The 25,651-nt window shown below is 37.8% G+C and carries 23 protein-coding genes; 18 read left to right on the top strand and 5 right to left on the bottom strand.

The window, feature by feature from the left end:
* The coding region (locus tag BLE01S_RS20100) for a glycoside hydrolase family 18 protein (protein WP_082788846.1) at nt 1-1,441 on the bottom strand (1,441 nt) is incomplete at its 3' end.
* Nucleotides 1,442-1,849: 408 nt separating this feature from the next.
* On the opposite strand from BLE01S_RS20100, the gene BLE01S_RS20095 reads away from it, so the two are divergent.
* The 10 genes from BLE01S_RS20095 to BLE01S_RS20935 all read left to right on the top strand — a co-directional run bounded on the left by BLE01S_RS20095 (nt 1,850) and on the right by BLE01S_RS20935 (nt 13,358).
* On the top strand, nt 1,850-2,947 hold the full coding sequence (locus BLE01S_RS20095; RefSeq protein ID WP_066146819.1) for an amidohydrolase/deacetylase family metallohydrolase: 1,098 nt from the start codon (nt 1,850-1,852) through the stop codon (nt 2,945-2,947).
* On the top strand, nt 2,925-4,028 hold the full coding sequence (locus BLE01S_RS20090) for a DgaE family pyridoxal phosphate-dependent ammonia lyase (RefSeq protein WP_066146816.1): 1,104 nt from the start codon (nt 2,925-2,927) through the stop codon (nt 4,026-4,028). The genes BLE01S_RS20095 and BLE01S_RS20090 overlap by 23 nt, the downstream gene beginning before the upstream one ends.
* Entirely contained in the window at nt 4,029-4,784 is a 756-nt protein-coding gene (dagF, locus tag BLE01S_RS20085; RefSeq protein WP_066146813.1) for a 2-dehydro-3-deoxy-phosphogluconate aldolase, read from the top strand.
* A complete protein-coding gene (locus BLE01S_RS20080) occupies nt 4,777-5,793 on the top strand; it encodes a sugar kinase (protein WP_066146810.1) in 1,017 nt (338 codons plus the stop codon). The genes dagF and BLE01S_RS20080 overlap by 8 nt, the downstream gene beginning before the upstream one ends.
* A 240-nt stretch (nt 5,794-6,033) precedes the next feature.
* The gene (gene murB, locus BLE01S_RS20075) at nt 6,034-6,951 is read left to right on the top strand and encodes a UDP-N-acetylmuramate dehydrogenase (RefSeq protein ID WP_066146807.1); all 918 of its coding nucleotides are present in this window, start codon (nt 6,034-6,036) and stop codon (nt 6,949-6,951) included.
* A 227-nt stretch (nt 6,952-7,178) separates the two neighbouring features.
* Nucleotides 7,179-8,615, top strand: a complete 1,437-nt coding sequence (gene treP / locus BLE01S_RS20070) for a PTS system trehalose-specific EIIBC component (protein WP_066146804.1) — start codon at nt 7,179-7,181, stop codon at nt 8,613-8,615.
* Nucleotides 8,616-8,759: 144 nt separating this feature from the next.
* The gene (gene treC, locus BLE01S_RS20065) at nt 8,760-10,430 is read left to right on the top strand and encodes an alpha,alpha-phosphotrehalase (RefSeq protein WP_066146801.1); all 1,671 of its coding nucleotides are present in this window, start codon (nt 8,760-8,762) and stop codon (nt 10,428-10,430) included.
* Nucleotides 10,431-10,444: 14 nt separating this feature from the next.
* Entirely contained in the window at nt 10,445-11,158 is a 714-nt protein-coding gene (gene treR / locus BLE01S_RS20060) for a trehalose operon repressor (protein WP_066146799.1), read from the top strand.
* A gap of 190 nt (nt 11,159-11,348) precedes the next feature.
* On the top strand, nt 11,349-13,040 hold the full coding sequence (locus BLE01S_RS20055) for a methyl-accepting chemotaxis protein (protein WP_066146796.1): 1,692 nt from the start codon (nt 11,349-11,351) through the stop codon (nt 13,038-13,040).
* A gap of 108 nt (nt 13,041-13,148) precedes the next feature.
* The gene (locus BLE01S_RS20935) at nt 13,149-13,358 is read left to right on the top strand and encodes a hypothetical protein (protein ID WP_145981916.1); all 210 of its coding nucleotides are present in this window, start codon (nt 13,149-13,151) and stop codon (nt 13,356-13,358) included.
* A gap of 71 nt (nt 13,359-13,429) precedes the next feature.
* On the opposite strand, the gene pflA is transcribed toward BLE01S_RS20935, so the two are convergent.
* Both pflA and pflB read right to left on the bottom strand, forming a co-directional pair.
* Nucleotides 13,430-14,176 carry a pyruvate formate-lyase-activating protein gene (gene pflA / locus BLE01S_RS20050; protein WP_066146822.1) on the bottom strand — a complete coding sequence of 249 codons (747 nt, stop codon included), beginning with the start codon at nt 14,174-14,176 and terminating at the stop codon, nt 13,430-13,432.
* Between the two features lie 92 nt (nt 14,177-14,268).
* On the bottom strand, nt 14,269-16,497 hold the full coding sequence (gene pflB / locus BLE01S_RS20045) for a formate C-acetyltransferase (RefSeq protein WP_174521753.1): 2,229 nt from the start codon (nt 16,495-16,497) through the stop codon (nt 14,269-14,271).
* A 299-nt stretch (nt 16,498-16,796) separates the two neighbouring features.
* On the opposite strand from pflB, the gene BLE01S_RS20040 reads away from it, so the two are divergent.
* From BLE01S_RS20040 to salA, 6 genes are all read left to right on the top strand, one after another.
* Nucleotides 16,797-17,138, top strand: a complete 342-nt coding sequence (locus BLE01S_RS20040; protein WP_066146792.1) for a metal-sensitive transcriptional regulator — start codon at nt 16,797-16,799, stop codon at nt 17,136-17,138.
* Nucleotides 17,139-17,152: 14 nt separating this feature from the next.
* Complete coding sequence (gene copZ / locus BLE01S_RS20035; protein ID WP_066146789.1) at nt 17,153-17,359, top strand: copper chaperone CopZ; 207 nt, start codon at nt 17,153-17,155, stop codon at nt 17,357-17,359.
* A gap of 71 nt (nt 17,360-17,430) precedes the next feature.
* Nucleotides 17,431-19,848, top strand: coding sequence for a heavy metal translocating P-type ATPase (locus BLE01S_RS20030; RefSeq protein ID WP_066146786.1), 2,418 nt, complete (start codon nt 17,431-17,433; stop codon nt 19,846-19,848).
* Nucleotides 19,849-20,138: 290 nt separating this feature from the next.
* On the top strand, nt 20,139-20,579 hold the full coding sequence (locus tag BLE01S_RS20025; RefSeq protein ID WP_066146782.1) for a DUF2521 family protein: 441 nt from the start codon (nt 20,139-20,141) through the stop codon (nt 20,577-20,579).
* Between the two features lie 70 nt (nt 20,580-20,649).
* The gene (gene cwlD, locus BLE01S_RS20020; RefSeq protein ID WP_066146780.1) at nt 20,650-21,360 is read left to right on the top strand and encodes an N-acetylmuramoyl-L-alanine amidase CwlD; all 711 of its coding nucleotides are present in this window, start codon (nt 20,650-20,652) and stop codon (nt 21,358-21,360) included.
* A 203-nt stretch (nt 21,361-21,563) separates the two neighbouring features.
* The gene (salA, locus tag BLE01S_RS20015; protein WP_066146777.1) at nt 21,564-22,628 is read left to right on the top strand and encodes an iron-sulfur carrier protein/transcriptional regulator SalA; all 1,065 of its coding nucleotides are present in this window, start codon (nt 21,564-21,566) and stop codon (nt 22,626-22,628) included.
* A gap of 101 nt (nt 22,629-22,729) precedes the next feature.
* On the opposite strand, the gene gerD is transcribed toward salA, so the two are convergent.
* Nucleotides 22,730-23,347 carry a spore germination lipoprotein GerD gene (gerD, locus tag BLE01S_RS20010; RefSeq protein ID WP_066146774.1) on the bottom strand — a complete coding sequence of 206 codons (618 nt, stop codon included), beginning with the start codon at nt 23,345-23,347 and terminating at the stop codon, nt 22,730-22,732.
* A gap of 152 nt (nt 23,348-23,499) precedes the next feature.
* Between gerD and BLE01S_RS20005 the strand changes: the two genes are divergently transcribed.
* A complete protein-coding gene (locus tag BLE01S_RS20005; protein WP_066146772.1) occupies nt 23,500-24,174 on the top strand; it encodes a KinB-signaling pathway activation protein in 675 nt (224 codons plus the stop codon).
* 88 nt (nt 24,175-24,262) lie between these two features.
* Here BLE01S_RS20005 and BLE01S_RS20000 read toward each other — a convergent pair whose 3' ends face one another.
* On the bottom strand, nt 24,263-25,012 hold the full coding sequence (locus BLE01S_RS20000; RefSeq protein WP_066146770.1) for a polysaccharide deacetylase family protein: 750 nt from the start codon (nt 25,010-25,012) through the stop codon (nt 24,263-24,265).
* 222 nt (nt 25,013-25,234) lie between these two features.
* On the opposite strand from BLE01S_RS20000, the gene BLE01S_RS19995 reads away from it, so the two are divergent.
* Nucleotides 25,235-25,462 (top strand): hypothetical protein, encoded by a 228-nt coding sequence (locus BLE01S_RS19995; RefSeq protein ID WP_066146766.1) that lies wholly within the window; start codon nt 25,235-25,237, stop codon nt 25,460-25,462.
* Nucleotides 25,463-25,651 lie beyond the last annotated feature (189 nt).

Here is a 25,651-nt window from a genome sequence, read left to right as displayed (position 1 = left end):
CGGTTTCGTCAGGTTTTACGGTTTCATCAGGTTCTTCGGTATCGCTAGGATTTTCTGGGCTAGGATCTACTGGCGGTGGAGGGGAGCTAGAGATGCCTAAGTCACTTGAAACCTTTGATAAAAGCGAACTGTTCTTATCATCTTGCCCAATTTCCCAGATCATTGCTCCGGCGAGACCAGTTTCTTTAATGAAGTCTACCTTGTGGCCCATTGATTCAACGTCATCATAAGATATGAATTCTCCATTTTCATCGTTATATAAAAATGGTACTTTGGCATTATCATTCCAATAACGTGTATACCCATTTTTATTTACCTTTTCTGCTATTAAATGTTCAAATGTGTAGACTCCAGGTTCTACATTGCCTCCACCTGCGCCAGCACAATTTTGATATCCACCATTGTCATTGATTGCAAAGTCGTTCTCTGTATTACATTCACCCCATGAGCGACCGTAAAAAGGAAGACCCATCACAAGCTTGTTTGCAGGTACTCCTGCATTTAAATGTCCGCTAATAGCTGCTTTAATATTATAAGGGTGGACATTGGCATCTGAAGCTGCTTCATCTTCATATAAGGGAGCGTTATGAGCACTCGTAGTTGCCCATCCACCATTAAAGTCGTAAGTCATAATATTGATGAAATCTACAATTTCGGCAATTTTATCTAATTCATTATTACCTACATATGAGAAGCTAACACTTGAGGCAATTGTTAGTAAGTATTCCTTGCCATCTACCTTTCCTGCTTCATCGAGTGCTTTACGTACCTCTGCTAGGAGTAATGTATGGTTTTCTTTATCTTCAGGACGATGGTTATTATTCCACATACCTCCTTCAACGGGAAATTCCCAATCAAGGTCTACTCCATCCATTTGATATTTTTGAACAAATTCAGCTGCTGACTTGGCGAATACTTCGCGAGTTTCCTGTGATGCAGCTACATGTGAAATATTCACAGACCATGACCAACCACCAATAGATATAAGTGTTTTCAATTTTGGGTTTTGTTTTTTAAACTTGACTAATTGATTGAGATTGCCAGCAAAAGGTTGACCTTCTGTATCACCTGCAAATAGCTGATCTGTATCAAGCTTGGGGTCACCTAATACTACTGTCCCGTTTGGTACATCCATTTCTTCTCCACCTTGCCCACGACAGGGCCAAGTACTTGTTTCTCCTTCTGGGGCCCAAACCTCAGGATTTCCATGCATTCCTTCCCAACAGACGTCTGCAAAGGCGTAATTTAAATGTGTAACTTTATTAATATCCAAATTCTCTGGGGGGGCCCAAGCTGTGTAATATCCGACAACTTTGTAATCATCATTTGCTGCCGCTACCATTGGTGCTTGTAGAGACGGTAATAGTAGTGAAAATATAAGTAGTAAACTTAACCCTACCAACCGTAATTTTTTTTTGTTACTATTTGTTACCGTTTTCATTATTTACTTTCCTCCTTATATATAATGTTCGAAAGATTACTAGATTTAAATTTAGTAATTGTTCGAATGTAAAACCAAAAGAATAATGAAATTGATATCGTGGTTGTAATGTTTTATAATTACCAATAGATATACATCTATATGTCTATACCAGTTTATTAAAGAAGGGAGTTTCCGTCAATAGTATTCGATAAAAACATTCAAAATAGTACAATTTTTTAATTTGGTATCATTTTATTCTTATTTTATACGTCATCGTTTTTAGAAACGATAAATTTCAGCAAAAAATACATATAATTAGAAGGTTTCTAGGGGATATATATCGAAGGAATAAGATAATCGGAAACTTAACATGGTGTGTAGGGAAATTAAAATGGTTAGGCTTTTCTTAAAAAAAGGGTGATGTAGGTGTTTTCAGGTGTATTGCATAATGTAAAGCGTATCAGTGGAGAAGAAATTGATCTTATTATCAAAAATGGCTACATTACTAAGATAGAAAATGTAGGAAGCGGTCAAGAAAAGGAAATAATTGATTGCACAGGTATGTATGTTTCGAGTGGTTGGATCGACATGCATGTGCATGCGTTTCCTGAATTTAATCCTTATGGGGATGAAATGGATGAGATTGGAATAAAGCAAGGTGTTACTACTATAGTGGATGCCGGAAGTTGTGGAGCAGACCGGATATCTGATTTAGCTGAAAGTGGCGAGCGGAGCAGAACAAATATTTTTGCCTTTTTAAATATTTCGAAGCTTGGTCTCAAGAGAGTAGACGAATTATCTAATCTAGATTGGATTGATAAAGGTCAGGTTTTAGAGGTCGTGAATAAATATAATGATTTCATTGTTGGGCTAAAAGCTCGCATGAGTAAAAGTGTTGTTGGTGATTTGGGTGTTAAGCCTTTACGCATTGCACGAGAGCTATCAAGTGAAACGTCATTACCTTTAATGGTTCATATAGGATCAGGTCCACCATATATAGAAGACATTGTTTCGATTCTACAAAAAGACGATATCATTACTCATTACTTAAATGGAAAGTCTAATAATCTTTTCGATGATGCTGGGAAACCACTTCAGGTGTTAATTGATGCAGTGGAACGAGGTGTCTGTTTAGATGTAGGTCATGGAACAGCAAGTTTTTCTTTTAAAGTGGCAGAAGATGCACGAAAAAATGCCATTGGACTAGGGACGATAAGTACTGATATTTATCGTGGTAATCGATTAAATGGTCCTGTATATAGTATGGCAAATGTGCTTTCCAAATTTTTATATTTAGGATATTCACTTCAAGAAGTAATAAATGCTATTACAACAAAGCCAGCGACATGGCTTCACAAACCGGAATTAGGCCGTATACAGGTTGGGGATGTCGCGAATTTAACTTTATTTAATGTTCATGCTGAATCAATTGAATTAATTGATTCAGAAGGTGATAGCAGGATTGGGGAAATAAGAATTAAACCGACGGGAGTGGTGTTAAATGGTGAGTTCATTAAATGCTAAATATGGACTAAAGCGTGTGATTAACGCTAGCGGAAGAATGAGTATTTTAGGCGTCTCGGCGCCGACAGACACAGTCATGGATGCGATGAAAAAGGGCGGGCAAAACTATGTAGAAATGGCTGCATTAGTTGATAAAGCAGGGGAGTACATAGCGGATAAGATAGGATCAGAATCAGCTGTTATCGTTAACTCGGCTTCTAGTGGAATCGCTTTATCCATTGCTGCTCTAGTAACTAAGGGAAACCGCCGCATAAGCGAGCGGCTGCATCAAGATATGATCGCACAAAATGAGATCATTATGTTAAAAGGTCATAACGTACAATATGGTGCTCCGGTTGAAACGATGGTTTATTTAGGTGGTGGAAAGCTCATTGAAGTTGGTTATGCCAATGAAGGTAAATCGGAGCATATGGAGGATGCTATATGTGAAAATACAGCAGCGATATTATATGTGAAATCACATCATGCGGTTCAAAAAAATATGATTTCTGTAGAAGAAGCGTGGGAAGTGGCTCAGAGGCATGGCATTCCACTCATTGTAGATGCGGCTGCTGAAGAAGATTTGCGATTCTACATTAAATACTCAGATCTTGCCATTTATAGTGGATCGAAAGCACTTGAAGGACCAACTTCGGGTATTGTAGGTGGTAAGCAAAAATATATTGATTGGTTAAAAGTCCAATTACATGGCATAGGCAGGAGTATGAAAGTAGGTAAAGAAGTAGCTTTTGGATTATTGCAAGCACTTGATGAATATGAAGAAAAAGAAGATAAAAGTGAGGCTGAAAAAGAAGTATTAGAAGTGCTAACATCGCTAAATGAATTAATAGGGATTAAAGTGTCCATCGTTCAGGATGAGGCAGGACGAGCTATTTTTCGAGCGCGTGTTCATATTGATTCAGATCTAACAGATACTACAGCTCAAGTGATTGTTACCCAATTGCGTGAAGGGGAGATTGCTATTTATACACGTGATTACGGTGTGAAACAAGGTTATTTTGACATCGATCCCCGTTCATTACAAGGGGATGATATACATATTATTACATCTGAAATTCGTAAATTGTTAGGGGGAGCCTAAATGGCGAATATAAACGATCGTCTTTACAAAGAGAGAGTGGGATTAAATGTATTAGCCAATAGTGTGGAGAATGCGAAAGAGGTATACGAGGCAGCAGAAAGGTATGTATTGGTAGGTGTTCTCTCAAAAGATTATGAAACGGTTGAAGAAGCGGTAACAGCCATGAAAGCATACGGTAAGGAAATTGATGACGCCGTTTCAATTGGATTAGGTGGTGGTGATAACCGCCAAGCCGCCGTCGTAGCAGAAATTGCAAAGCATTATCCAGGTACACATATCAACCAAGTGTTTCCTGCAGTCGGGGCAACGCGAGCTAATTTAGGTGAAAATGATAGCTGGATTAATAGTTTAGTCTCGCCAACGGGAAAGGTGGGATTTGTTAATATTTCAACTGGCCCAATGAGTGGTGCACAGAAAGAAAAAGCGATTGTACCAATAAAGACAGCGATTGCCCTTACGCGTGATATGGGTGGCAATGCATTGAAGTATTTCCCAATGCAGGGCTTAAGTTTCGAAGACGAATTCCGTGCTGTAGCGCAGGCATGTGGTGATGAACAATTTGCATTGGAGCCAACGGGGGGTATTGATAAAGAAAACTTCAAGCCAATACTACAGATTGCTTTAGAGGCAAACGTCCCAAAAATTATACCTCATGTTTATTCGTCTATAATTGATAAAGATACAGGAAAAACAAATGTTACGGATGTTCGAGAACTCTTGGAAGTGATGAAGAAACTGGTGGTTTTATATGAGTGAAAATATTTTAGCGTTTGGAGAGGTGATGATGCGCCTGCAAGTCCCTGGCCATGAATTATTACAACAAGCAAGTACATTAAATTACTCCTTCTCCGGCACAGGTGTGAACATCTCTTCCGCTTTAACGCGTCTTGGACATAAGGGGTATTTGATGACGACCTTGCCAAATAATGCGATTGGAGATGCATCAGTATCTTATCTGCAAAAACTTGGAATCCATTCGACGTTCATTCGCCGTGGTGGAGAGAATGTAGGCATGTATTTTTTGGAGAATGGATTTGGTATGCGGTCAAGTCGAGTAACTTATGCAAATCGGAAAGAAAGTAGTTTTAATACGGCTACGGGAGAAATGTACAATTTTGCGGAAGCGGCAAAACAAATAGGTATTGTTCATTTCTGTGGAATTACACTGGCTATGAATGACTCTGTTCGCGTGCAAATGAAATCATTCGCAAAAGCAGTTAAAGAAAATGGTGGAAAAGTGGTTTTTGACTGTAATTATCGCCCTTTAAATTGGGGAGAAAATGGATATGGGAAGGCAAAACCTCATTATGAAGAAATGCTGTATATGGCAGACATCGTCATGATGAACGAAAAGGATGCTATGCATATTCTCGGTATGAATACAGTAAAGGAGCAAAGAGTAGAACAAGTAAAGGATTTAATCCCGGCTGTCGCAAAGAAATATGATATCGATGTGATCGCTGGAACGCATCGATATATAAATGGTGATAATTCACATGCACTACAGGGGTTTATGTATAAGAATCAAGCTTTTACATTTTCTGAAATAAAGAGATTTGCTGTTCTCGATCGTATAGGCGCAGGAGATGCTTATACTAGTGGTATCATTCACGGTGAACTGAAAAGGTTCGAACCTGCAAAAACTGTCGACTTTGCAGTGGCTGCTGGGATGTTGGCTCACTCCATTGTCGGCGATACGCCAGTATCAACAGAAAGTGACATTTTCCGAGCAATGACAGATTCTGTTGGTGATGTTGAAAGATAAAAAAGCATATCATATTTTAAGGTTATGTCGTTTGGGCTAAGCTCGTATGACATAACCTTTTTGTTATATGCACGGATTCCGCTATCTTCATTAAACTAGGAATATGAAATAAATATCAATCATAGAAAAAGAATGTCTTAATCATTTCTAAAAAGAGGATTTTTGATTAGAATAGATAAAGGAAGTAAAATTTATGCTATCATCAGGTTAAATAAATCAAAAGATAAAGAGGTAAAATAAATGATTAACCAAGATATTTATAATGAACTAATAAAGATTTGTGGTCAGACTAACGTATTGCTAGCTGAACCTTTAAAAAATCATACTTTAGTAAAATTAGGTGGAAAAGCAGACTTTTTTGTTATGCCTGAGACATATGAAGCTGTGGCAGAGGTCATTCGTTTCAAAGAGAAGTTTCAGCTTCCGTTTACATTATTAGGAAATGGATCTAACGTCATTGTGAGAGATGGAGGCATCCGAGGAATTGTGATGCATTTTAAACATCTTGCTGGTTTGCGTGTCGAAGAAAATAAAATCATTGCTCAAGGTGGAGCGAACATAAAGGATGCTTCTCGTTTGGCTTTGGCTCAACAATTATCTGGATTAGAATTTGCCTGTGGAATACCTGGATCGATTGGAGGAGCAATGGTAATGAATGCCGGTGCTTACGGTGGCGAAGTAAAAGATGTCATTGATTACGTAAAAGTCGTAACGCAAAAGGGTGAGTTGCGACAGTTGTCAAAAGATGAGTTGGCACTTGGTTATCGGACTAGTATACTAAGTGAAAATAAAGATATCGTCCTAGAAGCAGTCTTTGACCTAAAAGCTGGCGACCAAAAGATGATTAAGGCAGCAATGGACGATTTTACTTTTCAAAGAGAGTCTAAACAGCCACTTGAATATCCATCTGTAGGAAGTGTGTTCAAACGACCACCAGGTTACTTTGCTGGAAAATTGATTCAAGATAGCGGTCTCCAAGGAAAAGGTGTAGGTGGAGCAGAAGTATCAACGAAGCATGCTGGTTTCATCGTGAATAAACATAATGCTACAGCCTCTGAGTATATCGCAACAATTGATATGGTACGAAACAAAGTTAAAGAAACATTCGGAGTGGAACTAGAACTAGAAGCAAAAATCGTTGGGGAAGACTTAAAATAATTTTATGCATTATGCATGAGAAGAGTGGACTAAATAAGCATTTACGGATGCCTATTTTTAGTCCACTCTTTTTTATTGTTAAATATTTAAAAAATATATTGACAGTCTTGTATATACAAGTTATGATGGAAGCGTAATCAATATTTGTATATACAAGTTAAAATTAAATGATCAAGGAGTGTAAAAGGGTATATGCCCTTCTAACTCTGAGGTAAGGAGGAAAATAGATGAGTAAATACACAGATTCTGCTAAAGAATTGCTAGAACATATCGGCGGTAGTGATAATATTTCCGTTGTGACGCACTGTGTAACAAGGATGCGGTTTGTGTTAAAGGATCCGAAGAAAGCAGATGTAGAGAAGATTGAAGCGATTAAGCTTGTGAAGGGAACATTCACACAGGCAGGGCAGTTCCAAGTGATTATTGGAAATGAAGTTTCCTCTTTTTATAATGAATTTGTTAAAATCGCTGGTGTAAGCGATACATCGAAGGATGAGGCAAAAGAAGCAGCGAAACAAAATATGAACTGGCTGCAAAGGATGATCGCGCATCTTGCTGATATTTTTACGCCACTTATACCTGCTCTTGTCGTTGGAGGATTAATCCTCGGATTTAGAAATGTCATAGGTGAAATTCCGATGCTTGAAGGGAAGACAAAGACACTTGTTGAAGTTTCCCAATTCTGGGCTGGTACAAATGACTTTTTATGGTTGATTGGGGAAGCAATATTTCATTTCTTACCGGTCGGTATCACCTGGGCAGTTGCGAGGAAGATGGGAGCAACACCAATCCTTGGAATTGTGTTAGGTATTACGCTCGTCTCGCCTCAGCTTCTTAATGCGTATGGAGTTGCTGGTGCGGAGGAAGTTCCAGTATGGGATTTTGGTTTTGCTACTGTAGAAATGATTGGTTATCAAGCGCAAGTTATTCCAGCAATTTTAGCCGGTTTGTTACTATCTTTCTTAGAAATAAGATTGCGGAAAATTATTCCGAATGCCATTTCGATGATTGTTGTACCATTCTTAGCTTTAGTTCCAACTGTATTGCTTGCCCATATCGTTTTAGGACCGATCGGTTGGAAAATTGGGTCTGTTATATCTGATGTGGTATATTCAGGGTTAACTTCTTCATTTGGTTGGTTGTTCGCCGCTATTTTCGGTTTCGCTTATGCGCCGTTAGTTATTACAGGCTTACATCATATGACTAATGCGATTGATCTTCAATTGATGAGTGAACTTGGCGGAACAAATTTATGGCCGATGATCGCACTTTCTAATATTGCTCAAGGTTCTGCAGTGTTAGCAATGATTTATATTAATAGAAAAAATGAACAAGAAAAGCAAGTTTCCATTCCTGCCGCAATTTCTTGTTACTTGGGTGTAACGGAACCAGCAATGTTTGGTATCAATTTAAAATATGGCTTTCCATTTTTAGCCGCGATGATTGGGTCTCTAGTGGCGGCAGTCATTTCTGTTGGAAGTAGTGTAATGGCTAACTCGATTGGTGTTGGGGGATTGCCTGGTATTCTTTCCATCCAAGCCAAATATATGGGAGTCTTTGCGATTGCAATGGTTGTAGCGATTGTTATTCCATTTGTATTAACGGTTATATTTTCTAAAATGAATATGGGTAAAGTAGCGTTCAAGCGTGTGCGCAGCAACTAAACAAATTTAAATAAAGGCAGAGGGACATTTAATTGTTCCTCTTTTGCCGTTTTACTTGGGCGATATAATGCCTTTTATAGGCTTCTATTCCCGCGGAGAAACTAAAATTCTACAAATTATAGTTATAACAGGAAGGTGTATGTAATGACTCAACAATGGTGGAAAAAGTCAGTAGTTTATCAAATTTATCCGAAAAGTTTTAAGGATACAACAGGAAATGGAACAGGAGATTTACAAGGAATTATTGAAAAACTAGATTATTTAAAAGAACTCGGTGTAGATGTACTATGGTTAACCCCTATTTATAATTCCCCACAACATGATAATGGCTATGATATTAGCGATTATTATCAGATTTATAAAGAGTATGGAACGATGGAAGATTTCGATCGTTTGCTTGAAGAAGCACATATCCGTGATATGAAAATTATTATGGACATAGTCGTAAATCATACATCTACAGAACATGAATGGTTCCAAAAGTCTATCTCTTCTATAGATAGCCCGTATCGTGACTTCTATATATGGAAAGATGGAAAACCTGAAGAAGTACCAACAAATTGGCAGTCGAAATTCGGCGGTTCTGCATGGAAATACGACGAAAAAACAGAACAATATTATTTACACTTATTCGATGTTACCCAGGCTGATTTAAATTGGGAAAATGAGCAAGTTAGAAAAGCAGTCTATGAGATGATGACATTTTGGCTTGATAAAGGTGTGGATGGTTTCCGACTAGATGTCATCAATCTTATTTCCAAAGATCAACGTTTTCCGAATGATGCATCAGGAGATGGGCGAAAATTTTATACTGATGGACCAAGAGTGCATGAGTATCTTCAAGAAATGAATGAGAAGGTTTTTTCAAAATATGAGATAATGACAGTTGGAGAAATGTCCTCTACAACAATTGATCATTGTATCAAATACACAAGACCTGATAGAAAAGAACTTGATATGACGTTTAATTTCCATCATCTGAAGGTCGACTATCCAAACGGTGAAAAATGGTCGCAAGCTGACTTTGATTTTTTACAATTGAAAGAAATTTTATCTGACTGGCAAGTGGACATGACTAAAGGTGGAGGATGGAATGCGCTTTTCTGGTGTAATCATGATCAGCCAAGGGTCGTATCGCGTTTTGGAGATGACGGAAAATACCATCTTGAATCAGCTAAAATGCTCGCTACGACGATTCATATGATGAGAGGAACACCGTATATATATCAGGGAGAAGAGTTCGGTATGACTGATCCTAAATTTGAGCAAATAGATGATTATCGAGATGTTGAATCATTAAATATGTATCAGATCAAACAAGAAGAAGGAATGTCAGAGGAACAGATACTTGATATCTTGAAGCAAAAATCTCGAGATAATTCTAGAACGCCAGTTCAGTGGGATGATAGTGAAGATGCTGGATTTACAAGTGGAACTCCATGGATCAAAGTAGCAGATAATTATCGATCAATTAATGCCACACAGGCGTTAGCAGATGATAATTCCATATTTTATCACTATCAGAAGTTGATCCAATTAAGAAAAAAATATGATATTATCACAGAAGGCGATTATCAATTGTTATTACCTGAGCATGATGCTATATTTGCTTATACTCGCAATCTTAAAAATGAAAAGCTACTTGTGGTCAATAACTTTTATGCAGAAGAAGCAACATTTACACTCCCGGAAAACGTAAATCTCAATGGATATTCAGGCAGTATACTGTTATCTAACTACGCCGATTCACCTGTTGGGTTCAAGCAAATTGCATTAAGACCGTATGAGTCAATTGTTTATTACTTGAAAAAGTAACTGGAGATATGAATATGACAAACAAGTATTTAATGATTCATAATGATCTTGTAAGACAGATTGAAGCAGGAGAATTTGCACCGCGTGCACTCCTGCCTTCTGAACATGAGCTAAAAGATCATTATAAGACATCGAGAGAGACAATTCGTAAGGCATTAACCTTGCTAGCACAGCAAGGATATATTCAAAAAGTCAGAGGAAAAGGTTCTATTGTCATAAAAAATGCAAAATTAGACTTTCCTGTGTCTGGGCTAGTTAGTTTTCATGAGCTTGCTCAAAAAATGGGAGAAATGCCGAGGACAATTGTCCATGAACTTTCCTTATTAAAACCTGACCAGTATATTAAGCAACAGCTCAATTTATCTGGAAAAGATCAGGTATGGCAAATTAGTAGGATTAGGGAAATCAGTGGAGAAAGAGTTATTTTAGATAAAGATTATTTGAATGAAAAATTTGTACCGCATATTACGAAAGAAATCTGCGAACACTCTATATTTGATTACTTGGAAAACGAATTAAACTTAACGATTAGTTTCGCAAAAAAAGAAATTATCGTAGAGGAGCCAGACGAAGAGGATAAACGGTTGCTTGATCTAGAAGGCTTTCATAATATCGTCATTATTAAGAACTATATTTATCTTGAAGACACAAGTTTATTTCAATATACGGAATCGAGACATAGACCAGATAAATTTCGTTTTGTTGACTTTGCAAGAAGGGGTCATTGAGAAGCAAAGCAAGAGAAGAAAATATATACACAAACACAGGGGGTATTCTAAACTAGGATGCCCCCTGTGTTTGTGTTTGGGAAAATTATCATGTGAAATATTGCTAGAATCCTTTATAAATTCAAGGTGTCGTCCGATAGTACTATAGAAATCAAGTACATATTTAAATATAGAAAGGTAGAATGTATTAATGAAGCAACTATTCACTTTTAAAAGTATAAAGCAGAAAATGATATTTGGCTTTTCTCTTGTAATTATACTTGTCATTATTTTAGGGATTTATAATCTGTCGATCATTAAGGCAAATAATAGGGATGCTGCAAAGATTGCTAATGAGGAGCTTCCCATGTTAATGGCCAATGAAGGGTTATCATATACGATGGCGAATAGGATATCAACAGCCCGCGGCTATGTGTTATATGGTGGTGATTATAAAGACCGGTTTAATGAATATACAGAACAAGGTAAGCAATATGAGGCAATTATTAGAGAGTTAGGAGCGTCGGAAGAATTTGATCGACTTATGGAGCGGACGGTTAAATGGCGAGAAATGATTTCTACAGATGTATTCGAAGAGTATGATAAAGGAAATCAAGAAATAGCTATGAAAAACTTAGAAGAAGCAGCTACGGTTGTACGTGAGTTAATGACTAGTTATGACAAGCTAGCAGACAATAGGAGAACCTCCATTAAAGAGATAGAACAAGAGATTGTTAAAAGTGGGGAACATACATTGCGTGTAGTAACAATAGTCACAATATTAGTGTTAGTACTCAGTATGGTATCCGCACTTATTACTTCTAACACAATTTCGAAACCACTAAAAATTGTGATGGATCGAATGAAATTAGTAGCTGGCGGGGACCTCAGTGGTGAACCGTTAGAAACGCGAACGAAGGATGAAGTTGGACAGCTTGTGGTGGCAACAAACGAAATGATGAGTAGTACACGTGGCTTATTACAGCAAATTAATGAGGTTTCTGATTCTGTAACTAGCCATAGTGAAGAATTAACACAAACGACAGATGAGGTAAATACAGGCTCTCAACAAATTGCTACTACTATGCAAGATTTAGCGGCAGGATCCGAAAAACAGGCTACTAATGCGAGTGATTTGTCATCGATGATGGGATCATTTACGACAAAGGTGGAAGCCGCAAATAATAACGGTGAACAAATCCGCCGATATTCTAGTTGGGTACAAGAAATGACGGATGAAGGCAGTAAATTAATGAAGTCATCAAATGACCAAATGTCTAAAGTGAATAAAATTGTACTCGATGCAGTTGAAAAAGTGCAGGGATTAGATGAACAGTCACAGGAGATTTCCACATTAGTATCTGTTATACAGGATATCTCTGCGCAAACAAATTTACTGGCGTTGAACGCAGCAATTGAAGCTGCTAGAGCCGGAGAACATGGGCGCGGTTTTGCAGTGGTTGCTGATGAAGTTAGAAAGTTGGCGGAACAAGTATCCGTTTCTGTTACAGAAATTACTGGCATTGTAGATAGCATTCAGAATGAATCAGGCAATGTAGCAGAGTCATTGAAAGCTGGATATACAGAAGTAGAACTGGGGGGAGAACAAATAAAGACTACCGGAGAAACTTTTGCTGGTATAAGTTCAGCTATCACAGAAATGGCTAATAACATTAACACTGTTTCTACAAACTTATCTGACATTGCACAACAAAGCCAGAAGATGAATAGCTCGATTGAAGAAATTGCAGCTATCTCTGAGGAGTCAGCTGCTGGGGTAGAGCAAACTTCTGCTGCTTCTCAACAAACAAGTAGTTCAATGGAAGAGGTAGCTGGTAGTTCAGAACAACTCGCCGCATTGGCGGAAGAGCTAAATAGATTGGTTGGACAATTTAAGCTGTAATTGTCATGATGGCTACACAATTACTTTAGTACAAAAAGAAGTTACTCAAACGCTAAAAGGCGCTTTAGAGTAGCTTCTTTTTTATAGGTGAAATACGAAAGGACGCACATGGATAAACAGTTGCCATATGATGAAATGGACTTCAAGACGGAATGCCTAAAAGGAGTTGATTTCATGCTTGATCATGAATTGGCAGTGGAAAGAATGATTGGGGAAGGGGGAGCTGTGTCGGAAGGTTACACGTACTATCCAAGAAGTGTGGATGGCGGGAAGGTTCCCGAGCGTAGAAACAATGAAGATATAAGCGCGGAAGATTAATACAGCTCTTATCTAACAGATGTCCCGATCCAATGGGACATCTGTCCAGGTGGATAATGTGGGGAAAACGACTAAACTACTGCTTCATTTAATATGTTTTGTGCCCACTTCACTTTATCATCCGTAGGTGTCGATACATCTTTTAATGGATAATCAAGACCCAGCGCTTCCCATTTATATACGCCTAAACGGTGATAAGGTAGGACTTCTACTTTTCTTACATTTGATAGTGTATGAATAAAGTCGGCAAGCCCTCTTAAATCTGCTTCTTGATCTGTGATGTCAGGAATAAGTACATGACGAACCCAGATTGGGACTTGCTTCTCATTAAGATACCGGGCAAAATCAAGAATATGTTTATTTGAAATAGATGTTAATGCTCGATGTTTTTGATCATTGATTTGTTTTAAGTCAAGCAAAACAAGGTCAGTCAGCTCGATCAGTGTATCAAGAGACTGAATGAATCTGTCTTTACGAGTGAAACAACCTCCAGAACTATCGATTGCTGTGTGTATACCGAGCTTTTTACACTCTGTGAATAATTCGATAAGAAAATCAACATGTAGGAGCGGTTCACCGCCGCTCACTGTGACTCCGCCATTGGAGGCTTGCAAAAAAGGGAGGTAATCTTTAATATCTTTCATTAGGGAGGAGACAGATACTTCCATGCCTTCTCCTTTTCCAAAAGCCCATGTATCAGGGTTATGACAAAACTGACATCGTAATAAACAGCCTTGTGTAAAAATGACATAACGTAAACCAGGGCCGTCTACTGTACCACAAGATTCTACTGAATGAATGTGAGTTTTAAGCTTCATCATTTCAGATCCCTTCAAAAAAGAGACCATGCCAGGCTATCTCTTTCATTTTCTTTATCATGATGCCTGGCATTATCTCCTTATTCTTATTGTTACATCGTTTCATGGAATGTACGATTAATTACATCGATTTGTTGTTCTCTCGTTAGTTTAATAAAGTTTACGGCATAACCAGATACGCGTATCGTCAATTGGGGGTATTCCTCTGGTCGTTCCATCGCATCAAGTAATGTTTCACGATTGAATACATTAATATTTAAATGATGACCTTTTTTAATCATATAGCCATCCAAAATGGCGGCTAAGTTAAATGTCCTTGCTTCATCTTCACGTCCGAGAGCTTTTGGCACGATAGAAAATGTGTTAGAAATCCCGTCAAGAGCATATTCATATGGAAGTTTTGCTACAGAACTTAAAGAAGCAATTGCGCCTTTTTGGTCCCGACCGTGTAGTGGGTTTGCTCCAGGTGCAAATGGTTCGCCTTTGCGTCTGCCATCTGGTGTATTTCCAGTCTTTTTACCGTATACGACATTAGATGTGATTGTAAGAACAGACAATGTCGGCGTTGCGTCACGGTAGGCATGATGCTTTTTAAGCTTATTCATAAATGTTTTTACAAGGCCGACAGCAATATCATCAGCGCGAGCATCGTTATTTCCGTACTTTGGAAAGTCCCCTTCGACTTCAAAATCGAGAGCAATACCATTTTCATCGCGAACGGGTTTTACTTTTGCATATTTAATAGCGCTTAATGAATCGGTGACGACAGATAATCCCGCAATCCCGCATGCCATTGTCCGTAAAATCTCGCGGTCATGCAAAGCCATTTCAATTCTTTCATAACTATATTTATCGTGCATGTAGTGAATCACATTGAGTGTATTCATATAAAGTCCTGCAAGCCATTCCATTATATGATCAAACTTTTCGACAACATATTCATAGTTTAAATACTCAGAAGTGTCTGGCGCAATCATCGGTCCGACCTGCGTTTTTAATAATTCATCTTTTCCACCGTTAATGGCATAAAGTAATGCTTTTGCAAGATTTGCCCGTGCCCCAAAGAATTGCATTTGTTTCCCGATCTTCATAGCAGATACACAGCAGGCAATGCCGTAGTCGTCTCCATATGTTTCACGCATCAAATCATCATTCTCATATTGAATAGAACTCGTTTTAATGGACATATTTGCACAATACTGCTTAAATGCGTCTGGAAGCTGGGGAGACCAAAGCACAGTTAAATTCGGTTCTGGAGATGGTCCAAGATTATCTAATGTATGGAGAAAGCGAAAAGAATTTTTCGTTACTAATGGTCTGCCATCAAGACCGATTCCTCCAATTGATTCTGTTACCCAAGTCGGATCTCCACTAAACAACTCATTGTAGTCAGGCGTTCTTGCAAATTTAACGAGGCGTAATTTCATGACGAAATGATCAACGAGTTCCTGTGCCTCTTTTTCAGTTAGTTTTTTATTTAAAATATCTTTCGTAATATAAATATCAAGGAATGTAGATACTCTACCTAAACTCATTGCAGCCCCATTTTGTTCTTTGATTGCTGCAAGATAAGCGAAATATAGCCATTGAAAAGCTTCTTTCGCGTTTGCTGCTGGCTGTGAAATGTCATATCCATATAGAGAAGCAAGCTCTTTCAATTCATGAAGTGCTTTGATTTGCTCGGCTATTTCCTCGCGTTCACGAATGATTTCTTCACTCATCGTACCATTGCCAACCAAATGTAATTCCTTTTGTTTCTCTGCTATGAGGAACTCCACTCCGTATAATGCAACGCGCCGATAATCGCCAATGATGCGTCCTCGGCCATAAGCATCAGGCAAACCAGTTATAATTCCCGCTTTTCGAGCTATCTTCATTTCTGAAGTATAGGCATCAAATACACCTTGATTATGTGTTTTTCGATATTTGGTAAAAGTATCTTCTACTTTTTCGTCTATTTTATATCCGTAAGAATCTAAGGCACCTGCTGCCATCCGTATACCACCAAATGGTTGTAAAGATCTTTTAAATGGTTTATCGGTTTGAAATCCGACAATCGTTTCTAATTCCTTTGCTAAGTAACCCGGGCCATGAGAGGTAATGGTAGATACTACTGTTGTATCCATATCAAGTACTCCGCCATTCTCATGTTCTTGTTTTGTTAATTTCATCACTTGATCCCACAAAGCAGTAGTAGCCTCTGTTGGTTTTTCTAAAAATTTTTCATTACCTTCATAGAGTGTGTAGTTATGAATGATAAAGTCTCGCACATCGATTTCTGTTTGCCATCTACCTTCAATAAAACCCTTCCAGTGTTCCATGATTGAAAACCTCCTCTGTATTTGTGATTCATGCTAATACAAAAAATACTTTCAAAATAACATTGTGAAACATTGAGCAAACTTCTTGATTTGAGTATACCACTTTTTGCACCTTGTGAAATGGTGAACTTGTTACGAATTATTGTCTTCTTACAAGTTTGAACTTTTGTAAATGAGGGAGAAAATAGAGAAGGGGGAACCATGGATGGATGTGCCTGCAAGGTTCTAATCCTGTAATTTAGTTTTCTTGCATACCCTCAAGGGGTACGTTAGTATAGAGGTTGAAGGAGGAGGATTTAATGACGAGAGAATTAGATAAAGACCTTATTACCGAGGAGACTTTTTGTGAGATTTCCTCCGATCGAAAAAGCCATCATTCGGACCAGGTGAAAAAGAATCTTGTGACGAGATTGAATCGAATTGAAGGACAAATTCGTGGTATAAAAGGATTAATTGAACGTGATACTTATTGTGATGATGTAATTACGCAAATTTCCGCTACTCAGTCAGCGTTAAATAGTGTTGCTAGAATTCTACTCGAAGGTCATATGAAGCATTGTGTGGTAGAAAGAATTCAAGAAGGTGACATGGAAGTACTAGATGAAGTATTAGTTACGATTCAAAAATTGATGAAAAAATAAAGGAGTGAATGAATATGGAAAAAATTACATTAAACGTAGAAGGCATGTCTTGTGGCCATTGCATAAATGCAGTAGAGAACAATGTTGGTAAATTGCAAGGAGTTTCAAGTGTAAAGGTAAATTTGGATAGTGGAGCGGTTGAGGTTGTATTTAATACAAGTGAAGTAAGTATTGATACTATTAAAGAGACGATTGACGATCAAGGCTATGATGTGAAATAAAATGTGCTGTTTTAAGCACGTTTTATTTTTAAAATGTACATACCCCTATTAGGTATAAAGGAGTTTTTGAAATGAGCGAAAGAAAACTTTCCGAGAGCCAATTTCAAATAACTGGTATGACATGTGCTGCGTGTTCGACTAGAATTGAAAAAGGCTTGAATAAAATGGAAGGCGTAGAGCAAGCAAATGTGAATCTCGCTCTCGAAAAAGCGACTATACAGCATGATACCAGTTTGACTGCAGAAGCTTTTCAACAAAAGATCAGGGATCTTGGCTATGATGTCATAACCGAAAAAACAGAACTATTATTAACTGGTATGACATGTGCCGCCTGTTCTACGAGAATTGAAAAGGGCCTGAATAAAATGTCGGGTGTGACAAAGGCATCAGTTAATCTTGCTTTAGAGAAGGCGACAATTGAATACAACCCTTCTGTCGTTTCTTCAAAAAACTTAGTTGATAAAGTTAAAGACCTTGGCTATGGGGCAAAGATAAATAGCGGTGAGGAAGAAATAGAAACGACCGACTACCGATTAAAAGAAATTCAAAACCAGAAAAAGAAGTTTATTCTTTCGCTGATTTTATCGCTACCATTACTTTGGACAATGTTTGCTCATTTTAATTTTACATCGTTTATGTATGTTCCAAACGTTTTAATGGATCCTTGGGTGCAAATGGCTTTAGCGACACCAGTACAATTTTATGTTGGTAAGCAATTTTACGTTGGAGCGTACAAAGCATTACGAAATAAAAGTGCGAATATGGATGTGCTTGTCGCGCTTGGAACGTCAGCTGCTTATTTCTACAGTGTCTACCTGGCCATTCAATCAATTGGTACAGATGTTCATAGCACTGGGCTTTATTTTGAAACAAGTGCTGTGCTAATCACATTAATCATTCTCGGTAAACTATTTGAAGCTAAGGCAAAGGGGAGATCTTCAGAAGCAATAAAAAAGTTAATGGGACTGCAGGCGAAAACTGCAACAGTGTTGTTGAATGGGGAGGAAAAAGAAATACCATTAGAAGATGTTGCTGTAGGTCAAACTTTGCTTATTAAACCTGGTGAGAAAGTTCCGGTAGACGGAGTAATCACAGAAGGACAAACGGCTCTTGATGAATCAATGATTACAGGTGAAAGTGTACCGATGGATAAAACGGTAGGTGAAGCTGTCATTGGTGCTACGTTTAATAAAAACGGCCTTATTAAAATAGAAGCTACAAAGGTAGGTAAAGATACAGCACTTGCCCAAATTATAAAAGTGGTTGAAGAAGCACAAGGTTCAAAGGCGCCAATTCAACGAATGGCGGACTTAATTTCTGGGATCTTTGTTCCAATCGTGGTAGGAATTGCGTTTATCACATTTTTCATCTGGTATTTGTGGGCTGTACCGGGGGATTTCGCTGAGGCATTAGAAAAAATGATTGCTGTGCTTGTAATTGCTTGTCCTTGTGCATTAGGATTGGCAACACCGACATCGATCATGGCTGGCTCAGGTCGCTCTGCTGAACATGGAATATTATTTAAAGGTGGAGAACATCTAGAAACGACTCATCAAATTGACACGGTAATATTAGATAAAACTGGAACGATCACGAATGGAACACCTGTATTAACAGATGTACGAGCAGTCATGCATGAAAGAGAATTATTATCTTTGATCGGATCGGCTGAAAAAGGTTCAGAACATCCATTAGCACAGGCGATTGTTGCAGGGATCCAAGAAAGAAATATATTGTTACGTGAAGTATCTGAATTTGAAGCAATTCCAGGTTACGGAATACGAGCAGTTGTTAGTGGAAAAAAGATCTTAATTGGAACTCGACGTTTAATGAAGCGGTATAATATAAATGTTGAAAAAGAAGAGTATGATCAAATGTATCAACTGGAAAGACAAGGGAAAACGGCAATGATTGCAGCAGTGGATGGTACCTATGCAGGACTTATTGCGGTTGCTGATACGATGAAGGCGACATCTGTTGCCGCAATCAAACGTTTAAAAGAAATGGATCTTGATGTCATCATGATCACAGGCGATAACGAGCAAACCGCTCAGACAATAGCGAAGGAAGCGGGAATTGAACATGTGATCGCGGAAGTCTTACCTGCAGGAAAAGCGGAAGAAGTAAAAAAACTACAACAACAAGGTAAAAAAGTGGCAATGGTGGGAGATGGAATCAATGACGCGCCAGCTCTTGCCATTGCCGATATAGGAATGGCGATTGGAACTGGCACAGATGTTGCAATGGAAGCTGCCGATATTACTTTAATTCGTGGCGACTTAAATAGTATTGCTGATGCAATCTTTATGAGTAAAAAGACGATCAGTAATATAAAACAAAACCTATTCTGGGCATTTGCCTATAACACAATCGGCATTCCGATCGCGGCATTAGGGTTTTTAGCACCATGGTTAGCAGGTGCTGCGATGGCATTTAGTTCTGTTTCAGTTGTTCTAAATGCACTGAGATTGCAAAGAGTAAAATTGTAAGAAGAAAGTACGGCATCTTGGAACTCCTAAAAACGGATGTTTTTCTCAGTTTTACGATAGCCACAATAAAGACGACTCTCATTCGTTTTGAATGTTGGGTCGTCTTTTTATCATTGCTCATCGTTCGTTGTTATTTGGCCTGCCTTCTTAAACTTAGTTCGTTGGGTTCTTACGTTGCCCGAACAGAAGTCTGATCTAGTAACTATCTGCACAAAAGGAAAACAATAAAAATTTCACGTGCATGAGTTTACCTTATTGGTTGAAAGCTATAGAGAGGAGGTTGAGTAAGGATGAGTGTTATCACAAACTTTGAAGATAGAAAACGTAAAAAGCAATTAACGAATGAACGTAAAATTTTAAGCGATTTATCCATTAATGCGTTGAAAAAAAGTGTATTACTTCATTTTTATGCAGCGCGATTAGCAGCTGATTTGCTAGATGAAGGGATAGAGGAAGCCTGCTTGGACGTTGCTATTGAAGCTTATCTACTAGGGGCTGACTTTGGTCGATTTATTGTTGTAGGTGAGACAATGGAGATGACGAGAAAAAGATGTCACCAAGAGATAGCACATTTTACTGAAACATTGTATCATTTCTGGCTTTACTTAGACTATGACAGAAGTACGTTGGAAGACGATTCAATCTATATAGTATGTGAGAAATTCGTGCAATATTGGTGGAAAGAGGGATATCTAAAGGCAGAGCGTCGATATAAATTGCGATTGCATTAAGAAATGAAAGTTCTAAAATCCCTTCTTGTCCCATATCCTTTTATGACTGAAGGATGAAGGGAAAGATAATATGAAAAGAAAGTTAAAGTGGGCTTTATTTTCGATTGGTGCAACGGTATTATTTCTTCTATTTCAATATCAAATGATTCCAAAGGATTCTTTCCAATCATGGAACCTTCCGCTTACAGGAAAGGTAATTTACATTGATCCGGGACATGGTGGGCCCGATGGAGGAGCCGGGGACAAAGAAGCATTAGAGAAAGATATTGCGCTAAGTGTTTCGCATAAGATTCGTGATTATTTGCAAGAGCAGGGCGCGCTTGTTTTAATGACTAGAGAGACGGATACTGATTTAGCCAGTCCTGATATTAGAGGGTATAGCCGACGTAAGACAGATGATTTAAGAAAAAGATTAAAGATGATTAATGAATCGGAAGCGGATTTTTTTATTAGTGTGCATCTAAATTCAATACCATCGCCACGTTGGAGTGGTGCGCAAACTTTTTATGCTCCACATTTGCCCGAAAATAAACGAGCAGCAAAATTCATCCAAGAAGAGTTGATTGTGAATTTGGAAAATACGACCCGAGAAGCAAAAACAATTGAAAATATTTATTTATTAAAAAATGCAAAGAAGCCTGGAGTATTAGTTGAAATAGGATTTTTATCTAATCCGACCGAGCGGGGGGAACTTTTGAAGGATGATTATCAGGAGCAAGTAGCAGCATCCATTTATAGGGGACTACTTAGAACTTTTACTGGGGAGAAAATAAAAGAGTGAGACAGCGATCAGTCAGATTAGGTCGCTGTTATTTTATTTTTAAGGAGCAATACGATGGAGTTATCGGGATTCCTTTGTTTCTCGCTTAAGGATCGCCGGCTAAGATAGCGACTTCCGTTTTGTGAGTAGATATTCTTTAGAAAAACATTCAATATGTTATACTGAAAAAGAAAGCGAAACCATAATAAGGACGGTGTTATTAATTGGTTACTGAGCAACAAGCAATAGAATTATTAAGAAGTGTAGAAGATCCAATTTTACATAAAACTCTAGAACAAACAAACGGTATTCTAGAGGTCAAGGTGAAAGAAGAGAAATCACATATAAGTGTGAAAATAGCCCTTGCGAAAACAGGAACACCTGAGCAGCTGCAATTACAAATGAAAATTGTAGAAATGCTTAAAGAAGCAGGAGCAGCAACCGTCGGAATTCGGTTTGCCGATTTATCTGAAGAAGAATTAGAAAAACACCGAGAATCGGGAGATTTTTCAGAAGAAGATGCGAGTAATCTTCTTTCCCCAAATAACAAAACAACATTTATTGCTATCGCTAGCGGAAAAGGTGGTGTAGGAAAATCCACTGTCTCCGTGAATTTAGCTATATCACTCGCCCGTCTTGGAAAAAAGGTTGGCTTAATAGATGCTGATATTTATGGGTTTAGTGTACCAGATATGATGGGAATTACGTCTAGACCTGCTTTAAATGGTCAAAAGATTGTTCCGGTTGACCGCTTCGGAGTAAAAGTTATTTCCATGGGCTTCTTCGTAGAGGATAATGCTCCGGTTATTTGGCGAGGACCAATGCTTGGAAAAATGCTTAATAACTTTTTTACTGAAGTGGACTGGGGAGAATTGGATTATTTATTGCTTGATTTACCCCCTGGAACGGGAGATGTGGCACTTGATGTACATACCATGTTACCTAGCTGTAAAGAAATTATTGTTACAACACCGCATCCAACAGCTGCTTTTGTTGCTGCGCGTGCTGGAGCGATGGCACTTCGTACAGAACATGAAATTATTGGCGTTATTGAAAACATGGCATATTTTGAAAGTCGTATGACTGGCGAAAAAGAATATGTCTTTGGTCAAGGCGGCGGAGATAAATTAGCTGAAGAGCTAAGAACTGATGTACTTGGAAGGCTTCCATTACAGCAACCTGATTGGAATGAGAATGATTTTGCTCCATCCGTATATGATAAGGATCATCCAACAGGAAAGATTTATCATGAGATATCAGAAAAAATCGTTGGAATTTTAGACCAGTAAAATGAAAAGAGATCAGCTTACTCAGGCAATAAGATTAACATTGCAAGCTTTTTACGATGCCATAACTGCCTTGTTGCATGACTGATCTCTTTTATTCTTTGTTAAGAACTACTAGAACCACCATTGTTTCCGCCTTGCTGAGAACCATCTTGTTTGTCTTCCTCTTTCTTACCGCTCTCCATTTCTTCAGCTGCCTTTAATAAAATTTCCTGTATTTTCACTTTATAAAGTGGGCTTTCTATTGTTTCAGTTACAACTTCGCGGAGATGTTCTCGAAATTCTTTGCTTTTTAGGGATTCTGCAATATCTGCTTTTAATGATGGGTCTTTCAAGATATCGATCATCATACCTTGATATTCTGGGTCTTTCATTAACTCCTTTATCAACGTTTCATGCTCTTTTTTCATACTCTTAGCAACAGATTCAGCAAACTTTGGATCTTCAAAAGATTTTTTCCAGAACTTTGCTCCTTTTTCAGAATTAAGGTTTTTCTGGATTGTTTCTTTTATAATCGCTTGATCCATCACTACTTCTTGGATTATTTCTTGATCCGCTAGTATTTCTTTAATTGCTTTCTTACCTTCGTCCGTCTTTAATATATCAACAATCATTTTTTTTGTTTGTTCATAATCAAGCTTTTCGCCATTAGACTCACTGCCTGAACAGGATGAAAGCAATAAAACAACCGATAAGAAAAGTAAATAGCCTATTTTTTTCATTAAAAAGCTCCTTTCATGTCGCAGTGCTCCTTACATTTAATATGGGACTTTGTGAAGAATTTATGCACAATCTGAACAGACATAGATTTTTATTCTTAATATTGATAAAATCGATTTAATTAGGATATTTAACTATTGGAGGAAAATAATCAGTGACCATTCGAAACTTAATTAAGTTTTTATTTAATTCCCTCATGTTAGGTGGTTTGACTACTGGGATATTAGGATTTTTTATTCGGTGGAGTGAGTTTCAACCTTACTTCACTGAATTCAAATTTGGTGCGATCGCTTCTACTTTCATTTGGCTGGTGGGGGTAGGTTTTATCTTCGCGGTTGTCAGTCAAGTTGGTTTCTTTGCTTATCTATTTATACACCAATTTGGATTAGGTATATTTCGGTCTATTTGGCTATGGAATGCAGTACAGGTCGTTCTCGTTATAATAGTTTTATTCGATTTAGTCTACTTCCGCTTTCAAAAATTTGCGGGGGAAGGGGAAAGTTTACTTCCTTATGTAGGGTTGGCCTTGTTTATTCTTGTTTCGGCATTGGTTGTCGCCTTTATAAAAGCGAAGATGACCAATCGAACTACATTCGCTTCTGCACTTTTTTTCATGGTGGTTGTTACAATTCTAGAATGGCTGCCTGTTTTGCGTCCTAATGATGAAAGTTGGATTTATTTAATGATTTTCCCTTTGATTGCGTGTAATGCATATCAAATACTAATGCTTCAAAAATACAATCGACTCTCCGCAGCAGAAATTGCTAAAAGGGCTAAAGAAAAAGGCGTTCAAGAAACTAAAAACAAAAAAACAAAAGCGAGCCGTTAATGGTTCGCTTTTGTCGTCTAGGAAGTTATAAAAAAACGTTATGAATAATGAGGCACATACGGCGCTAAACTGCCGCTTGGGTTTTTGTTCATGGTATAAGAGTTGTTTTCACTTTTCCGTTCGCAATTAGCTCAGTAACGGTAGTTAGATTTCCTTTATCTTTAAGCTTGGAAATGACCGATGGTATTGCTTCAGCTGTTTGAAGTGCCGAATCAGAGGCATGCATTAAGATTATATCTCCATCTCTCGCCTTATTAGCCTGTTCAATAATTGCTTCAACGCCAGGATTTTTCCAATCTTGAGAATTTAGACTCCAATGTACAACGGTTAATCCCATGTTTTCTGCAATAGACAGTGTGCGCTTATCAAAATGTCCGGTTGGCGAGCGAAGTAACATGGTATCTTTAATATCAAGCTTTTTAAAGACCTCCAAACTTTTTGATATATCTCGTCTCACTTCTGGATCTTCCAATTCAGTATAATCCTCGTAAGCATAGCCAAGGCTGCCAATTTCAAATCCCATCTCTTTAATTCTTTTTACTGTCTGTGGATGACTTTCAGCCCATGCTCCAGAAAGAAAAAAAGTAACAGATCTGATTTCGCTTTTCTCTAATACATCGAGAATGGGTTCTGCTTGAACATCTCCCCATCCGATATTAAAGGTGAGAGCAATACCTTTTTCACCTTTATAAATTGCCTTTGGTCCATTTTTTGTACTGAATACGGAAGTATGAACAGATGATTGAGAGAAAAAAAGCATTGCGGTAAAAAAAGATATAATAACAATGAGCAATCCCTGTTTTATTCTTTTTGCATTAAGCGTAATGAAAAAATCCATACAGATCCTCCTTCTTTGCCTGTCCGTATTATTCTATGCGTCATAATCTTTCATATATGAATGGGAAACGAGAAAAGGGAGAATAAGTTAAAATTTAATTTTGAAGTTCATAACTCTTCATTATATGGTTTTAAAATCCTATATATGGAGAGTAAAATATATTCATAAATTTTCTTCATTTGGAAATACCTATGTATACCTAAAACAATGTGAGGTGTCCATATGATTGGAATTTTAATTAGTGAAGACGAGAAAGATGAAATTGTTTATATGCTTAAAAGGGAAATGGATGAAATTCTTTTTGATTTAAAAGAACCGAGAATAGAACAAGTAATAAAGGCAGCGATGGAAGAACGATATAAAATACTATTCAATCTCTTTAAGCGGGTTGCAACAGAATATGAATGCATGAACTATATGGTACGTTCTAAGAAGAAAAGCAATGGATAAAGATAATAAAACTTTTTTAATGAAAAGGATTGACACTATATAAAAAGCCTGTTATATTAATAAACGTCGCTGCGAACGGAAGTCGTGGTCAGCGAGAAACAAAAAAATAAATTGAAAATAACTCTTGACATATTGAGTGTAAGTGAGTTATGATATAAAGGTCGCTGTCAGAAAGCGATGGACAAGTTT

It is taken from the genome of Lederbergia lenta NBRC 16444, assembly GCF_001591545.1.
In the GTDB taxonomy this organism is placed as follows: domain Bacteria; phylum Bacillota; class Bacilli; order Bacillales; family Bacillaceae_C; genus Lederbergia; species Lederbergia lenta.
The sequence above is the reverse complement of the archived record's forward strand: the minus strand, read 5'-3'. Positions and strand labels throughout refer to the sequence as shown.

Bases quoted from the DNA above. Each gene is read 5' to 3' on its own strand.
- BLE01S_RS20090 (WP_066146816.1), top strand. From the start codon at position 2,925: ATGGTGAGTTCATTAAATGCTAAATATGGACTAAAGCGTGTGATTAAC.
- dagF (WP_066146813.1), top strand. From the start codon at position 4,029: ATGGCGAATATAAACGATCGTCTTTACAAAGAGAGAGTGGGATTAAAT.
- BLE01S_RS20080 (WP_066146810.1), top strand. From the start codon at position 4,777: ATGAGTGAAAATATTTTAGCGTTTGGAGAGGTGATGATGCGCCTGCAA.
- murB (WP_066146807.1), top strand. From the start codon at position 6,034: ATGATTAACCAAGATATTTATAATGAACTAATAAAGATTTGTGGTCAG.
- treP (WP_066146804.1), top strand. From the start codon at position 7,179: ATGAGTAAATACACAGATTCTGCTAAAGAATTGCTAGAACATATCGGC.
- treC (WP_066146801.1), top strand. From the start codon at position 8,760: ATGACTCAACAATGGTGGAAAAAGTCAGTAGTTTATCAAATTTATCCG.
- treR (WP_066146799.1), top strand. From the start codon at position 10,445: ATGACAAACAAGTATTTAATGATTCATAATGATCTTGTAAGACAGATT.
- BLE01S_RS20055 (WP_066146796.1), top strand. From the start codon at position 11,349: ATGAAGCAACTATTCACTTTTAAAAGTATAAAGCAGAAAATGATATTT.
- BLE01S_RS20935 (WP_145981916.1), top strand. From the start codon at position 13,149: ATGGATAAACAGTTGCCATATGATGAAATGGACTTCAAGACGGAATGC.
- pflA (WP_066146822.1), bottom strand. From the start codon at position 14,176: ATGAAGCTTAAAACTCACATTCATTCAGTAGAATCTTGTGGTACAGTA.
- pflB (WP_174521753.1), bottom strand. From the start codon at position 16,497: ATGGAACACTGGAAGGGTTTTATTGAAGGTAGATGGCAAACAGAAATC.
- BLE01S_RS20040 (WP_066146792.1), top strand. From the start codon at position 16,797: ATGACGAGAGAATTAGATAAAGACCTTATTACCGAGGAGACTTTTTGT.
- copZ (WP_066146789.1), top strand. From the start codon at position 17,153: ATGGAAAAAATTACATTAAACGTAGAAGGCATGTCTTGTGGCCATTGC.
- BLE01S_RS20030 (WP_066146786.1), top strand. From the start codon at position 17,431: ATGAGCGAAAGAAAACTTTCCGAGAGCCAATTTCAAATAACTGGTATG.
- BLE01S_RS20025 (WP_066146782.1), top strand. From the start codon at position 20,139: ATGAGTGTTATCACAAACTTTGAAGATAGAAAACGTAAAAAGCAATTA.
- cwlD (WP_066146780.1), top strand. From the start codon at position 20,650: ATGAAAAGAAAGTTAAAGTGGGCTTTATTTTCGATTGGTGCAACGGTA.
- gerD (WP_066146774.1), bottom strand. From the start codon at position 23,347: ATGAAAAAAATAGGCTATTTACTTTTCTTATCGGTTGTTTTATTGCTT.
- BLE01S_RS20000 (WP_066146770.1), bottom strand. From the start codon at position 25,012: ATGGATTTTTTCATTACGCTTAATGCAAAAAGAATAAAACAGGGATTG.
- BLE01S_RS19995 (WP_066146766.1), top strand. From the start codon at position 25,235: ATGATTGGAATTTTAATTAGTGAAGACGAGAAAGATGAAATTGTTTAT.